General features: G+C 66.3%; 11 protein-coding genes. 6 read left to right on the top strand and 5 right to left on the bottom strand.

What is annotated here, in order from left to right:
• The first annotated feature begins 4 nt into the window (after positions 1-4).
• The 6 genes from ACN6PJ_RS04750 to ACN6PJ_RS04725 are packed head-to-tail and all read left to right on the top strand — an operon-like array spanning position 5 to position 5,754.
• Complete coding sequence (locus ACN6PJ_RS04750) at positions 5-970, top strand: DUF4123 domain-containing protein (RefSeq protein WP_427994746.1); 966 nt, start codon at positions 5-7, stop codon at positions 968-970.
• Positions 963-1,742, top strand: coding sequence for a hypothetical protein (locus ACN6PJ_RS04745; RefSeq protein WP_427994745.1), 780 nt, complete (start codon positions 963-965; stop codon positions 1,740-1,742). The genes ACN6PJ_RS04750 and ACN6PJ_RS04745 overlap by 8 nt, the downstream gene beginning before the upstream one ends.
• Positions 1,735-4,056 (top strand): hypothetical protein, encoded by a 2,322-nt coding sequence (locus tag ACN6PJ_RS04740; RefSeq protein WP_427994744.1) that lies wholly within the window; start codon positions 1,735-1,737, stop codon positions 4,054-4,056. The genes ACN6PJ_RS04745 and ACN6PJ_RS04740 overlap by 8 nt, the downstream gene beginning before the upstream one ends.
• 57 nt (positions 4,057-4,113) lie before the next feature.
• Positions 4,114-4,611: a hypothetical protein gene (locus ACN6PJ_RS04735; RefSeq protein ID WP_427994743.1), complete on the top strand. Its 498-nt coding sequence runs from the start codon at positions 4,114-4,116 to the stop codon at positions 4,609-4,611.
• Positions 4,612-4,632: 21 nt separating this feature from the next.
• The gene (locus ACN6PJ_RS04730) at positions 4,633-5,373 is read left to right on the top strand and encodes a hypothetical protein (protein WP_427994742.1); all 741 of its coding nucleotides are present in this window, start codon (positions 4,633-4,635) and stop codon (positions 5,371-5,373) included.
• Positions 5,374-5,382: 9 nt separating this feature from the next.
• Positions 5,383-5,754: a hypothetical protein gene (locus tag ACN6PJ_RS04725; RefSeq protein ID WP_427994741.1), complete on the top strand. Its 372-nt coding sequence runs from the start codon at positions 5,383-5,385 to the stop codon at positions 5,752-5,754.
• A 10-nt stretch (positions 5,755-5,764) separates the two neighbouring features.
• Here the strand turns inward: ACN6PJ_RS04725 and ACN6PJ_RS04720 are convergent, their stop codons facing one another.
• The 5 genes from ACN6PJ_RS04720 to tssJ all read right to left on the bottom strand — a co-directional run bounded on the left by ACN6PJ_RS04720 (position 5,765) and on the right by tssJ (position 14,304).
• Positions 5,765-6,376: a hypothetical protein gene (locus tag ACN6PJ_RS04720; RefSeq protein WP_427994740.1), complete on the bottom strand. Its 612-nt coding sequence runs from the start codon at positions 6,374-6,376 to the stop codon at positions 5,765-5,767.
• A complete protein-coding gene (locus ACN6PJ_RS04715) occupies positions 6,357-11,441 on the bottom strand; it encodes a type VI secretion system Vgr family protein (RefSeq protein WP_427994739.1) in 5,085 nt (1,694 codons plus the stop codon). The genes ACN6PJ_RS04720 and ACN6PJ_RS04715 overlap by 20 nt, the downstream gene beginning before the upstream one ends.
• A gap of 25 nt (positions 11,442-11,466) precedes the next feature.
• Complete coding sequence (icmH, locus tag ACN6PJ_RS04710) at positions 11,467-12,222, bottom strand: type IVB secretion system protein IcmH/DotU (RefSeq protein ID WP_427994884.1); 756 nt, start codon at positions 12,220-12,222, stop codon at positions 11,467-11,469.
• A gap of 49 nt (positions 12,223-12,271) precedes the next feature.
• Positions 12,272-13,618, bottom strand: a complete 1,347-nt coding sequence (tssK, locus tag ACN6PJ_RS04705) for a type VI secretion system baseplate subunit TssK (protein WP_427994738.1) — start codon at positions 13,616-13,618, stop codon at positions 12,272-12,274.
• A 68-nt stretch (positions 13,619-13,686) separates the two neighbouring features.
• On the bottom strand, positions 13,687-14,304 hold the full coding sequence (gene tssJ, locus ACN6PJ_RS04700; protein ID WP_427994737.1) for a type VI secretion system lipoprotein TssJ: 618 nt from the start codon (positions 14,302-14,304) through the stop codon (positions 13,687-13,689).
• Positions 14,305-14,455: the final 151 nt, after the last annotated feature.

Raw genomic sequence — 14,455 nt, 5'->3', positions numbered from 1 at the left:
CGCCATGAAGCATTGGGAAGCCCTACTTGGCGATCTGCTGCGGCAGGCGGACACCCTTTCCACCGAAGCAGGCGTGCCGGCGAATGCCTACCTGCTGGTTGATTTCCGCGGCCGGGCGGAACTGGCCGAACCTGTCCGGGCCAGCGCCGAACTCAGCTACGGCTCGGTCTGGCTGGGCACCGAACTGGCCGTCTACGGTGAAATCGAACCCTTGCTGATCGAGGTCGACGACTTGGCGCGCGCCGAGTTGCTGCGCGGCACGGATGAGCCGTATACCTCCGAGTTGCTGCGCATGCTGCGCAGGCTGCACGAGACGGATGGCGGACAGTTCGCGGTGACCTACCTGCTGTCGCCCTTGGCCCTGGCCGAACTGATGGCGCATTGCGCCTATTTCAACGATTACGGCCTGCCGGACGGCCGCGAATACTACCTGCACTTCTACGACAGCCGCATCCTCGACCGGGCGTTCCAGGTCTGGAGCGATGCCGAACGCGAATGCTTCCTGGCGCCCATGAACCTGGTGCGCTACCTGCGCCGCGATGGGGAGCTTGCCCAATGGAAGGGGCGCGGCGCCGGCCGGCAGGCCGTTGCCGGCCTGCCGCGGCCGCATCCGTTCACGCTGGAACAGCATCTCGCCCTATTGGAGCTGGATTATCCGGACAAGCTGGCCCAGCAGATCCGCCGGCTCTATCTGGGAGTGCTGGGCAGCGGCCTGCGGCAAGACGAACTGTACGAGCGCGTGCTGGAGCAGATGGCGCGCGCGCGCGGCTACGGTGTGGAGACCGAGCGCGACATGCTGGATTATGTGGCGTGGGGAATCACCATTTCCCCGCGTTTCGATGAACACGAGGCGATTCAGCCGGCGTTGCGCGCATTCAAGGGCCGGGGCCCGGGCCTGTCGCAAGCCTTGGCGGATGTGCCTGACGCGGTGTGGGACAGCCTGCCGCGGGCGGAGGAGAACGATGCGTAAAAGCCTGATTGTCTTGTTGCTGTGGTTGGGAATGCTGGCGGGCTGCAATGGCGAGCCCAGCTATCGAGGCTTGTCCTTCATCACGTACAACTACACGCCCTGGGACTTGGACAGTATCGAGATCACGGACTCCGAGGGGAATTCGGCTTCAACGGGCTCGATTGGCGCGGGTGGAGGGGAGGGTTCAGTCACCTGCTGCTACAAGCTGAAAGGCACCGATTTCAAGGTGCGATGGAGAGGCGTGGACGGGGAAGAAGCCATCAAGCACTTGGACGATGGCACGTTGGACGAGGTGGTTTTCAACAAGGAAACGCCGGTGCACTTTCCCGCTTCGGCCATCCCGGCTGGCGATGGGCCGCTGTATCTCGAATTGCACATCTATCCGGATGAGCACATGGAAATGGCGCTCAGCCGCAAGCTGCTCGGGCAGGTTCGCATTCCCATCGTCGATACCACCCGGTGGCTGTATTTACAGCACCGCGATGTCCTACAGGATTATCGAGACAGTTCCGAAGTCAGGCGTGTCTTGGCCAAGGTGGCCAAGACGGCCTGGCTCAAGTATGGCATCGAGGACAAGCAGGATATGCGGCAATACATGTACCTGTATTTCACGGTTGCGTCGAATTTCGACGCCGATCCGGAGATCGCCGCGGTGCTGGCCAGGCCAGGACGCCAACCGGGAGATTTCGCGCAGGCGGTGGAGTCCATGTCCGAAGAGAAAATCGCCAGGCTGAAGGCGGCGGGCACGGCGCCAGGAGACAAGAATGGCTGACAAGGAATCCGGAGGAATGCCGCAGGTGAATCGCACGCCGGCCTCCGTGCTCAAGAAAATGGCGGAGAACGAGGCGGCTTATCCCAAGCAGGACTGCAACGAATGCGGCGCGGTGATACGCATCGGATTCTTCTTCGATGGCTTTGGCCGTCACCGGGATTTGGACAGGAAGCATCCTACGTTCTATTCGAATATCTGCCGCCTCTGGGAGGCGCACTATGCGCACGAGGATGAAGACCGGCCAGTGAATCAATATTGGTTCCGTTTCTACTATTCGGGGCTGGGCACGGACCTGAACGAGGACGCGAAGATAGACGATTTCATCTACGGCGCGACGGTAGCCGGCAAGAAGGTACTTAGCGAGACGGTCAAGAACGCCAAAAACGCGGCCAAGAATATTACGCGGGTCGATGAGATCCCTGAGCATGACGCCTTGAAACGAGCGCAAGGCGCGGTGCAGAAAGCGATCAAGGAAGGTTCTTTCCAGCCTATGGTAAAGGCCTACAAGGACGTCGTGAAAGACGTCAAGACCCTGCCCGACAAGGTTGTGCGGATCTGGAATGCGTGGGACCCGGAACGCATGGCCAACCGCGCAAAAGGGACCGTCCGGGGATTCTGGCGCGGCTTCAAGAATAATCCGCTGAAGGCCGCGTGGACGGCGGGCAAGGAAATCGTCAAATCCACCGCGCTGGAAGGCGTTCCCATCATACGCGACAACGAGACCGTGGCCTATCTCATGGGCACGGGCGTGGACAGGCGCGTGGACGCGGCGCTGCGCCAGCTCAAAGCGGCCCACGAAGCGGTAAGCGCCGATATGAACAATGTGCGGCGGATCGAAATTTCGGTGTTCGGCGGCGACCGGGGCGGCGTCATGGCCCGTCAGTTCGTCAACGACGTCGTCAAGAAGTACCGCCGCCGCCACGACAAGGACCTGGTGTTTCCGGGGCAGAACGGCGCGCGCGGCGCCGAGATCCAGATACGCTTCCTGGGCCTGCTGGATTCGGTGTCGTCCATCATGGACGAAAGCACCTTCCTCGGGTTCTTGCCATTTACGGACCTTATCAAGCAAACGCACAAGGACCGTACGCTGACCGTGCCTGGCGCCGTGGCGAAATGCATGCATTTCGCCGCCGCGCACGAACTGCGTGCGAATCAGCGCCTGGACAGCCTGGAGAAGACCCGGGGGGAACAATACCTGTACCCGGGATCCAGCGGCGACGTGATGGGCGTCAGCCCCGAGGGTTCGCTGGGCTCGCGCACGGAACTGTCGCGGGTGCCGCTACGGGACATGCTGAATGCCGCATTGTCGAATGGCGTGGGCATCTACAGCATGGAGCAGTTGCGTGCCAAGCGTCCGCAGACTTACGACAAGTTTTCGTTAGGCTCCCAGATCAGGGACGGAGGGCAAAGCTATTACATCACCGATCTCGTCGAGGCCTATCGCGGCGTCGTGAAGTACCAGCCTGGCGTCGACTTCATGCCGCACATGGAGGTCTTCCTGCGCTGGCTCGCGGTGCGCTACCAGGATCCGGTCTTCAAGGCGGAATTGTCGGATCCGGCCGAAAAATGGATACAGGATCGGGATTTCTTCACGCCTGAGCAGGCCTACGACGAAGAGTACCGCCGCGTCCTGGCCCTGTCTGAGGAGGATAGGAAGAAACCGGAGAACACGGCTCGCCTGGATGAACTGAGAGCGCTAAGGGAAGAGCGCTGGAACCGCGCGGTCGCCAGCCGCGGCGAACTGCCGCCGCAGCGCTTCAAGCCGCTATGGCAGCGCCTCGAAGAAGAATACCGTGAACTCGAAAAGGCGGAACGGCAGGATGCCGAGACCGAGCGGCGCAAGGAGGAATACCGGCGCGCCTTTCCCAGCCATGCGAGCGTCATGGATAGCTGGGAGCTGGGCATCGATAACCCCCGGCACCCCCAGAATCTGCGCAACGAAATGATAAAGCGACACGGCGGCGAATTGACGGAAGAGGACAAGCCGAAAGATCCTTTCGCCGACATGAAGGCCAAGCGCGCGACGCAGCGGCGCTTGCTCGAGGTCTGGCGCGAGGCGAGCACGGGAACGAATCCTCTGCCTCCCAAGGTCATGGCGCTGTTCGATTTTCTCGTGCACGACGCCATGCTGAGCAGCTGGCCCGACCACCTGCTCGCCAGCACGTCTATGTATTTCCGGGTGCGCGATAAGGACATCTTCGGCAAGACCGATTTCAAGAGCGAAGAGGCGAAACTGAAGAGCGATACCGAGTCGGCGGCCCGGATCGACCAGTTGAACGCCAAGCTGGGCACCTTCGTGCCGGTTCGTCCCTAGCGCCAAGGGGAACGACATCGAACCCCTGGGCGCCGGATCTGATCGGAGGAATGCGGCATGAAGCCGAAACACAGCTGGCGCTGGGCGGTACTGGCCTTGGCGGTGGCAGGCGTTGCGCTTGTCGTTGGCCCTCCTGTCTACCGTTGGGCGCATGCCGCGCTCATGCCGCCGGTTTTGCTCTGCGAAGCCCGCAACGACACGGACGCCGATATCGGCTATCGCCTGGAAGATTCGTCCGGCGCGTTCCCGGGCGATCGGGTCGCGAGAGCCTCAGGGGCGCCCGCCGGGCCCCTTTCGGGCGCTTGCTTCTATGGGCCGGACAGCCGGAATAAGCCCGTCCAGGTGGTATGGGGGCCGATGAATGACAACGAAGCGCGTTATCCGCACAGCGTCGAATTGAAGGTGCCGCGCCCAGGCAACGCCGCCGTGCTGCTGTTGCGCTTTACCGCAGCGGATCGAGTGGAGGCCCGCTATGCGACGGAAACAGAAATGCCGGAGCCCGCGGACGCGCCGGAATCGGTCTGGAACAGCGGCGACTGGGTGTCGAACCAATGACTGCAATGGACCGATGGGAAAATGCATAAGCGCCTGATCCTCGCACTGACGTGCCTGGGAATGCTGGCGGGCTGCAATGGCGAGCCCAGCTATCGAGGCTTGTCCTTCATCACGTACAACTACACGCCCTGGGACCTGGACAGTATCGAGATTACGGACTCCGAGGGAAACTCGGCTTCAACGGGTTCGATTGGCGTGGGGGGCGGGGAGGGCTCGGTGACCTGCTGCTACAAGCTGAAAGGCACCGATTTCAAGGTGCGATGGAGCGGCGTGGACGGGGAAGAAGCCATCAAGCACATGCACGATGGCAAGTACGACGAGCAGGTTTTCGACAAGGAAACGCCGGTGCATTTCCCTGCTTCGGCCATCCCGGCCGGAGACGGTCCGCTGTATCTCGAACTGCACATCTATCCGGATGAGCACATGGAAATGGCGCTCAGCCGCAAGCTGCTGGGGCAGGTTCGCATTCCCATCGTCGATAGCACCCGCTGGCTGTATGCACAGCATCGGGATGCCCTGCAGAATTATCGGGACATATACGAAGTCGCGCGTGTCTTAGCCAAGGTGGCCAAGACAGCCTGGATCAAGTACCGCATTGAGGATAAGCAGGACATGCGGCAATACATGTACCTGTATTTCACGGTGGCATCGAATTTCGATGCCGATCCGGAGATCGCGGCGGTGCTGGCCAGGCCGGGACGCAAGCCGGGAGATTTCGCCAGGGCCGTGGAGGCGATAGGGACCGCAGGCGGCAGCCGCTAAAATGCCGCCATGCTTCCTCCTCAAGTCGCCGTCGCCCTTATCGTCCTGCTGCTCGCCGTCGTCGTCCCGCTATGCGCGGTGGCGATTCAGCTGATTCGCTTCATCCATTGGTTCGCATGGGCGGATAAGGACACGCGGGGCGAGCGCCCGCATTTCACGGGGCCGGTCCTGGCCCTGTTCTTCAGCACGCTCGCCGCCAGCGATTTCATGGGCTTCGAGCCCTTCTTGACCTTGTCGGCCCTTAATCCCGTGCCCGTGGAGCACCGCGCCTATCTGCTGGTCGCCATGCTGGCCCTGGCGGTGTGGTGCTGGGCCTATGGGCGATCGATCCGGGATCGCGTGCTGCGCATGTTCCGGCCCGGCAGCGCCGGGCCGGGCTGAAGGGCGGCAGCTATTGCGCGGCCCGCACCTCGATCGTGACGGCGTTCGAGCGCAGGCCGTTGGCTTCCACGTAAACCTCGTAGACGGCTTCCTGCTTCGGCAGCCCGGCGGCCGCGGCCACGTCGGTGCTGAACTGCGTCCCGACGCTGACGCCGGGCTCGATCGGTATATCCCGCGGTGGAACCGAGCCTGGCGCGATATCGATATCCATGCCGCGCGGTTGCGGCCGCTTGCGCTGATAGGCGATGCCGCGATAGACCTTGCCGGTGGCCTTGTCCGTCGCGACGACGGCAGGTGGCGGCATGTTGGTGGTGACGGGGATGATGCCCCGCGCGCAGACCGGCACGACCAGCTTGTCGGCGGCCTGGAGGGTGACGCGCCGAGGGCCGGCCAGGTGCAGCTGGGGGTCGCTGTCGGCCCGGTTGGCAGGCATGCAGGCGTGTTCGCGGGTCGTGCCCACGGGGGCGGTCGCGAAGGCGGGGGGATCGATCCAGTCGGTAGTCATGGGCGAGGGCGGCGAGGCGCCGGAGGGCGCGGGCGCGAGCATGAGGCCGGCGGCCGCGCATAGCGCGGCCAGCAGCGGGCGCCAGCGCGGCGCGCGGTTAGAAGGAAGGCCAGCCATTGGAGAGGTCCACTTTGCGCACGGCCTTGGCGCAGGTCGGGCAGAAGCGTATGGGGGCCCCGCTGATGCCGAACATGACGCAGGAGCCCGATTCGTAGGCATAGTCTTCGACGTTGGCCAGCTTGGCCAGGCCGAAGTGGCAATGGCGGCCGTGGGACGAGTAGAAGTAGGGCGAGGCGTCCAGGTGCGAGTCGTCGTCCTCGTAGCCGTTCGCCTGCGCCCACGCCGGCCCGCTGGCCACCATATAGATCAGGTGGCCGATCTCATGCACCAGCGTCTGCTGGCGGCCTGCGGGGTCCGCAGGATCCCAGGGGGTGCGGGCCGCGACGCATAGCAGATTGGTGCCCGGAAATGCCACGCCGGTGGCTGCCGAGTCCATCAATTGCACGTTGAGGTGGATCTTGCCCAGCGTCCGCGTCGGCGTCAGGCCATCGACGATCACGCCCACGCCCGGGCATTCCAGGGGCTTGCCCTGGTCTTGAGGCACCGGGAAGACGCGATCGGGCGGAATGGGGATGCGCCGGACCTGGCCCGAGGCGTCCGTGTATTCGTAGGTGGCGCTCAGGAACCACGGGTCGTTGTCGATGCCGTACCAGAGGAAATGGGAGGCGCCGTCGCCGCCCACCAGCGGCACATAGACCTTGCGTTCGCCCGGGCCCGCGTAGGCGTCCCGGTAGATGGTGTGCTGGGGCGCCTTGAAGGCCAGGCGTTCCACGTGGCAGACGACGATCGTGTAGGGCTCGTGGTCCGGCCCTTCGGATTGATCGTAGATCGCTCTCGCCTGGCGCTGGAGCAGGTCGGCGTCGGCCTGGTCTACGTCATAGTTCGGATTTCCCGCGCCCTGCCGCACCGGCAGATGCGCGACATCGATGCCATGGCGGCGGTACTCGGCGACCGCCGCGCTGTTGTCCTGCGCGCGCGCCATGGGGTCGGGGCCGGGCAGCACCAGTTCCTGGATGTAGAGCCGGCGGGCCGTCTCCACCGTTTCGGTGGCGATGCGCTGGTTCCGCGCGTCCCGGACCTCGAAGGTATAGGTATTGAGCCCGGCGGCCGGCAGCGCGATATCGTTCACGACCTTGGTGCCGTCGGGATCGGTCTGGTATTGGAACGTCTTGCCGTTCGGGTCGCGGTAGGGGGCGTGACGGCCCTTTTCGGCTTGCGAGTAGGCGATGTTGTTCTTGCCCGCGATCACCTTGATGCTGAACTTGTGGACGGCGGCCTTGCTGAATTTGACGCGGATCTTGGGCTTGGCGGTCTGCCGGTCCTCGCTGATGAGGACGGTGCCGTCGTTCCAGAACCCGTCTTCTTCGGTGAAGTTCACGAACTGCAGGTGCGCGCCCGTCTGGCCGCGGTAGGTGGTCAGCGCATTGGAGACGGCGGCCTCGCCGGCATCCTGCGCGCCTGCCGCGCCTTGGGCGGCGGCTCCGGGCGTGCCCGGTGGCGCGAAGGGCGGCGTTCCCGAGCGCGGCAGCACGCCCGCCGTCTGCAGGATCCTGGTCACGGACGAGGGCAGCATGTCCGGGCTGAAGCCCGGCGTGCGCATCACGGTGGCGGCGACCGCTGGCAGCCCCGAGCCGCTCACGGCTGGAGACTGCAGGACCGCGCTTGCCACGGCGGGCAAGGCGGAAGCGTCCAGGCTGGGCGCGCGCATGATGGCGCTGGCGACCGCCGGCAGCCCGTATTGTCCGGCCCGGGTCGATCCCAGCAGGCCGTTGACCGCCGCGCCGATCGCCGACCCCCGGTCGCCGTCTCCCGTCAGGGCCTGCGCCATGGCGGGGTTCACGAATTCGCCGATCTTGCCGGCAGCGTCGCCGGCGGCCGCAAGCATGTCCTTCGCGCCCGACAAGGCGGAAGCGCCGCCCGCGGCCGTGGCGCTCAGCAGCCCCGAGGCCGCGCCCTGGGCGGCAGACCCCGCGGCAGTGCCCGCCGCGGAGGAGGCGGCGGTGGCGGCGCTGGCCGCCATGCCTGAGGCCGTGGCCCCGGAGGCGTTCGCGGCGGCTGCGCCGACGGCGGTATCCGCCGCCGCGGAAACGGCCGTGCCTGCGCTGGCGCCAGCTGCGTTTCCGGCCGCGCCGGCCAGGCCCGCTCCGGGCCCGCCCATTAGCGACGGCGTGACGGCGTTGGCGGCCGAGCGCGCCAGTTCGCCGGCCTTCTGCACCGCGCCATTCATCAGGTCGGCGCCGGTTTGCCGGGCGTTGTCGATGGCGCCGGTGACGGCGGAGGACGCGCTCTTGATTGTTTGCGCGGCGCTGCTGGCCAGATTGCCAGCCTGGCCCGCCAGCGCGGATGCGCGGCCGGCCAGGCCCGGCTCGGCCGCCGTGGCGCCGCCCGCAGCGGCGCCCGTTGCGGCGATATCCGGGCCGGTTGCCGCCCCGCTTGCGCCGGCGGTGGCATGGCTGGCCTGGGCCGCCCCGGCTTGCAGGCTGGCCAGCGCCTGCGCCTTGGCCCGGTGCACCAGTTCGGCGCTCACGATCATGGGGTCGCCCACCTGGGTCGACGGCAGCGCGGGCAGCGCGGCTGCATCGCTGCCGGGGCCGATCAGGCTGTGCGAGGCCCCCTTGACCGAGAACATGCCCGGCCCCTTGAACAGGATGTCGCCGCCGTCCAGCACGATGCTGCCGTTCGCGGCCTGCAAAGTGATGCGTTCGTTCGCCAGGATTTCGATGCTATCCGTGGTCGACGTGATGGTGACGTCCTGGCCCGCAAGCATCTCCAGCATGTCGGTGTGCGCGTGCAGGGAGACCGGCGCGTTGGCCGCGATGGCGCGCAGGCCGCCATCCTGCACGAACAGGCTGGTCGACTTGCCCGAAGCGCTGGCGAAGGTATGGCGGGCGGCGACGTGGCCGTCTTCCTGCGCGGTGACGTGCAGATTCTCGCTCGCGTGCAGGATGGCCGACGCGGGCGTGGACAGGTTGAGGGAGGAGGGCGCGTCGACCAGCATGCGCGCGCCGTCGATGCGTTCAACCGGTTCGGTGCCGGTGCGTTCGCCGCCGCTGGCCTTGACGGCCTGCTGGCCGCCCACGCTGCTGGGATAGCGGCCGTCGGCCGTGGGGTCGAAGGCCTTGATCTGCGCATCGAACTGGCCGGTGGCCGCCAGTTCGCGCGCCTGGCGCTGCGCGGCGGCGGTGTTGATGCGCTGCGCGGCGTGCTGCGCGCCGCGCATCTGGGCCACCGCCTCTTTCGCGTCGGCCTGGGTGGAGGCCGCGTTTGGCCGCGCATTGGCCGACAGCAGCATGCCCTGCCCCGAGCGCACCACGGTCCAGGCGTCCGAACGCAGCTCGAAACCCGTGCCGCGCCAATCGCCGCGGCTGGATTCGTCCGCCGCCTGCTGGACCAGATGGCCCAGGCCCAGCTGCGAGGCAGCGGCCGAGCTGGACAGGCGCGTGCGCACCTGTTCCGAAGTGTCGTCGAACAGCCATTGGCTGTGGCCTTCGCCGTCCAGGCCTCGGCTGTGCCAGCCGCTTAGCGTGCCGGGGTGGTTGGCCTCGGCGTCCACGCCGGCCGACCAGGGCGGCAGATCGGAATCGTTGTAGAGCTGCGCCACGACCACGGGCTGGTCGATGTCGCCGTCCAGGAATTCCACGACGACTTCGGTGCCCTGGCGCGGCAGATGGTGCGCGCCCCAGTTGGGACCGGCCTGGGCGCCGGCCACGCGCAGCCACGTGCCGGAGCTGTCGTCGCCCGGCGCATTGCCTTCGTCGTCGCCGTGGCTGCGGTGGGGCAGGCCGCCCGGCAGGGGGCGGCGTCCGCGCTGCCACGGAAACTGCACCTTGATGCGCAGGTCGCGCCCGGACGAAATGGCTTCGTCTTGCGCCGTCACCACCACGGCGACGAGGCCTTCGGGGGCGGTCGGCTTGGCGATCCAGGGGGGCAGCAGCGCGGCCGCCGCGGGTTGGGCGCTGAAGGTGTTGCGGTAGGCGCCGTGTTCCAGGTCGGCCGCGCCCAGCACTTGGGCCGCCTGGCTGCCCAGGTTGTTGGCGGCCTCGTGCAGCACGTGCAGCAGCGTGTACCGGTTGCCGCCCAGTTCGTCGACCGCCTGGCCCGAGCCTGCCGCGTAGCGGTCGTGTTGGGTCAGCGTGAAGTCATGGCCAGGCGACATCTGGCGCGCCGTGCCGCCGCCGTCGAAGCGCACCATGCGCGCCTCGTGGGCCAGCAGGCTGCGCGCGGCCCGTTGCTCGGCGCCGGCGTCGTCCATATAGCGGCCGTGGCCGTCGTAGTCATAGTCCTCCAGCGGCGGCACCGAACCCGCATCCAGGCCGGACTGGGCGTGCGCGCCATGCGCGAGCAGCGCGCGGTCGTTCCAGGCCGCGCGCGTGACGGCATTGGGCTGGATGGCGCGAGCGGCGCCGAAGCGCGTGACGCTGTCTTCGGTTTCCGTGGCGTCGCTGCGGTGGAAGCGCAGCGTGGCGGCGGGATTGGCGGGATGCGCGGCGCCCGCGTCGAACACCACCAGGCGATGCTGCGCGCCTCCTGAGGCGCCGTCCTGCTGTTCGCCCTGCTGATGGTCGAAGCGAAAGCTCAGGCCCGCCTCGGCCATCAGGCGCAGCACGAAAGCCAGGTCGGTTTCGCGGTATTGGGTGCGCACCGGGCGCGGCGCCGGCGGCTCGGTGATGTCGAACGCGAAGGAAGCCAGCGGATAATCGGCGAACACTTCGCTCAGGATGTCGGTGACCGGCTTGTCCTGGTAGAGGAAGCTGTCGCGGCGCAGGCGCAGCGTGGCCAGCCAGGGCGCGGCGTGCAGGCGGTAGCGCGCCAGCCCGCCATCGGCGCCCAGGGAGTCCACGCCTTCCACCACCGCGTGCCAGAGGCGCCTGCTGCCGTCCGCCAGCAGCAGGCCGACGCTGATTTCCTTGCCCAGCAGCGGCTCCACGTCCAGCTCCGCCGACGACGCCAGGCAGTCCAGGGTCAGGGCGAACAGTTCGGACACGCCTTCGCGCAGTTGCATGCGTTCGACGGTAAGCGCGTCGCCCAGCGGCGTGCGCACTTGCAGCAGGCGGGCGTTCTGGGACAGCGAGGCGGCATCCAGGCTGCTGAAGCCCGCAGGCGTGGAGGAGCGATCGATCATGGGACGTGGCGGTGTGAGTGGGCCTTCAGGGAAGCGAGATGGTCAGGTGGGCGGCGCGCGGGCCCAGCTTGACGATGTCGTGATAGGGCGCCATGGCGGTTTGCATGTCGGCGTTCAGGAAATGGCTCATGCCCAGGTACGCCAGCAGGCCGAGCAGCGCGAACATGGCGCCGATGCTCCACAGCGGCACGTCGCGCTTCAGGGTATGGGCGATCTTGTCGGGCAGCGGCCAGTGCGGCGCGAAGCCCGCGCGCTTGCCGCGCAGCAGCGCGATCTCGTCGCCCAGGCGCGCCGTCAGGTAGCCGAGCTTCTCCTGGCCCTCGATCATGTATTTGCCCTGGAAGCCCAGCAGCAGGCACATGTAGAACACTTCCAGCGACTGGAGCCGCGGCGCGCCCTGGGCGCGCAGGTCTTCGAGGCGGGCGAAGAAGTTCTCGCCGGCCAGCTGTTCTCCGAACAGGGTCAGTTGCAGCGGCTGCAGCATCCATGCATCCCGGATGGAGAAGCCCGAGTTCAGCACGGTTTCGTCCACTGCCGCGCAGAAGGCGTATTTGGTCGCGTAGACGTCCTCGGCCGGGATGTCCATTCTCTTGGCGCTGCGTTCGAAGTCCGCCAGGAACTGCTGTACGCGCGCCGAAAATGACGCGGCGCTGGCGGGCTCCTGGCCGCTCTTGAGCAGGAACAGCATCAGGAAGCCGTCGTACAGCAGGTCCAGCAGCGACTTCGCGGGGCGCGAGCCGTAGAACTCGGCGGCTCGGGGAGGGAGCGAGGCTCCGGGCATCAAAGAGGGCGCGTCGGCAGTCATGGCGGGCTCTTTCGGTTGGCGTCGGTTAGCGGGTGACGGCGATCAGGTCCAGCTTCAGTTCCGGAATGCCGGAAGGCGCGTAGATGGCGATGCTGCGGGCTTGCAGCATGCGGTCGTAGAGCGAGCCGCGCGTCTGCAGGGTGAAATAGCAGGCGCCCGGCTTGACGGGTACGGCCGGCGGCACTTGCGGCGTGTACACCAGCTGCACGCCCGGCATGGCCGACAGGACCAGCTTTTCCACGTCGTCGGGCGCGCCGACCTTGAAGCGCAGCGGCACGGTCTCGGCCAGTTCGCTGGCCGGCGTGGCGGCCGATACCGACAGGTAGAGCGCAGTGGTCTCGTCCAGCTTGTCGGAGTCCAGGCGGCCGACGTGGAACGACGGACGCAGCTCTTCCAGCACGATGGAGAAGTAGCGGGTGGAGATGACGGTGTCGAGCAGGTCTCGCAGGATGCCGTCCAGCTGCGCGAAGGCCGCGCCGGGCTGCTCGTGTCGGTAGACGGGCAGGTCCGCCAGCGTGTGCACCTTGGAGAAGGTCATCAGCGCGCCGGCCAGGCGCAGCATTTCCTGGAACAGGCGCTCCGGGTGGAGCTGCGGGTTGTGGAACAGGTGCGAGAGCGCCGAATAGGCTTCGTTGGCGGTATGCAGCAGCCAGAAGGAGGCCACGTCGCCCGAGCGGAACTCGATGATGTTCTTGTTGGGCTCGCGGTGAAAGCCGTACAGCGCATTGACCTTGGCCTGCAGCGCGTCCAGCAGGCGGCGCAGCTGCTCGAAGAGCGCGCCGCAGGCCTGCACCGTGAGGCTGGGCGCGATGAAGCTGGTATCCAGCTCGTAGCCGGCGCTGGACGTGCGGCGTACGCGCGCGACGGGTATCGTCAGGAGCGCGTCGCGCGGCTCGTGCTCGGACAGCAGGCGCACGTTCTTGCGCAGGAAGGCGAGGTCGGCTGTGCTGGCGTTGGTGTAGAGGTCGGGGGCGGGGCTGTCCTGGTGCGCGTAGCGGGCATCGAAGCCCTGGCCTTGCTGGGCATCGCGGTAGTTGCCGCCAATGTCCTTCATGGGGTGCAGCGCCAGGTAAAAGACCGCTTCGCTCGCGCCGTCCAGCCCGTCCAGCGCCACGGCGGGCGGCAGGTCGTCGTTGTGGGGCGCGTTGTAGATTTCCCCGTCGGGGAAGATCGCCGACAGCTCGGTGGCGCGCAGCATGCCGTTGGCCAGCGCGGCGGCGTCGAAGCGGGCGGCGCGCAGCCCCCAGGAATAGGGGTGCAGCGCGCGGCTCATTTCGGCGAGGCGGGCTTCGTGGTAGGCGTCTTGGCGTTGAAAGTGCTGGGGCCGCAGGAATAGCCCCTCTCCCCATAGGATCTTCGCTGAATGGCTCACGTTTTCTGGCTCTTGTTCATAGTAGAGAGACGGCGGTTCATGACGGCGGGGCGGCGCGGATCGCGCGTTCAGCCTGGACACTGCACCGATCCCAGCCGGGCCGGGTCGAAGCTGGGCACGCCCGGCGGCAAGGTGATCTTGCCGGTAACGACCGTCATCGCGCAGGCATGGGCGCCCATGACGATGCCGGTGTCTTCCGCGGTTTCCACTTCGAACACGTACTTCCAGCGCTGTGGCGCGGGTGCGTAAAACAGACCCGCAACGGCGATATAGGCGGCGTTCTTCGGCACCTTTTCCAGGTTTTCGTAACGCTGCCCCGGTGTCAGGGTGACCTCGCGCGAGGCGATGATGCTGTCGCCCAGCGCCGACTTTTCGCCGTCAGTATCAACTAATTGCGTGAGCGGCGCGCGCTGAAATGCCTCGGCGTTCTTCAAATAGTATATTTTCGTAACGACAGCCATGGGCTGGCCGCTGCTCGCGTTCAGATTTTCTCCGGCGTGTATCGCCAATTTCACATCGACAGGCGCATTCGGGTCCTTTTTCAGGCCCGCCATATCCATTACGCCGCCAGTCATTCCTGCCACTGCTCCGATCGCCGAAACCGCTGCACAGCCACTGATGACGGGGGTTGCCGCGATCAGGGCGATCGCTGCCATGCGCCGAGAAAAATAGAGATGTTTTGACATGGCTCTTTATACCGGAAGGCTGCGACAACATATAGATCGCTGCACGATGGGCGAAATTTCGAGGTGAGTTACATGAAGTAATGCACTGTAGTGCTGTGCTAACAAAAGGTTGTTGAAATACGCGGCCTTGGTTACACCCACCTACAAGCCA

Source organism: Achromobacter sp. (genome assembly GCF_050285585.1).
In the GTDB taxonomy this organism is placed as follows: Bacteria; Pseudomonadota; Gammaproteobacteria; order Burkholderiales; family Burkholderiaceae_B; genus Achromobacter.
Note: the sequence above shows the minus strand (reverse complement) of the source record. Positions and strands in the feature narration are given on the sequence as shown.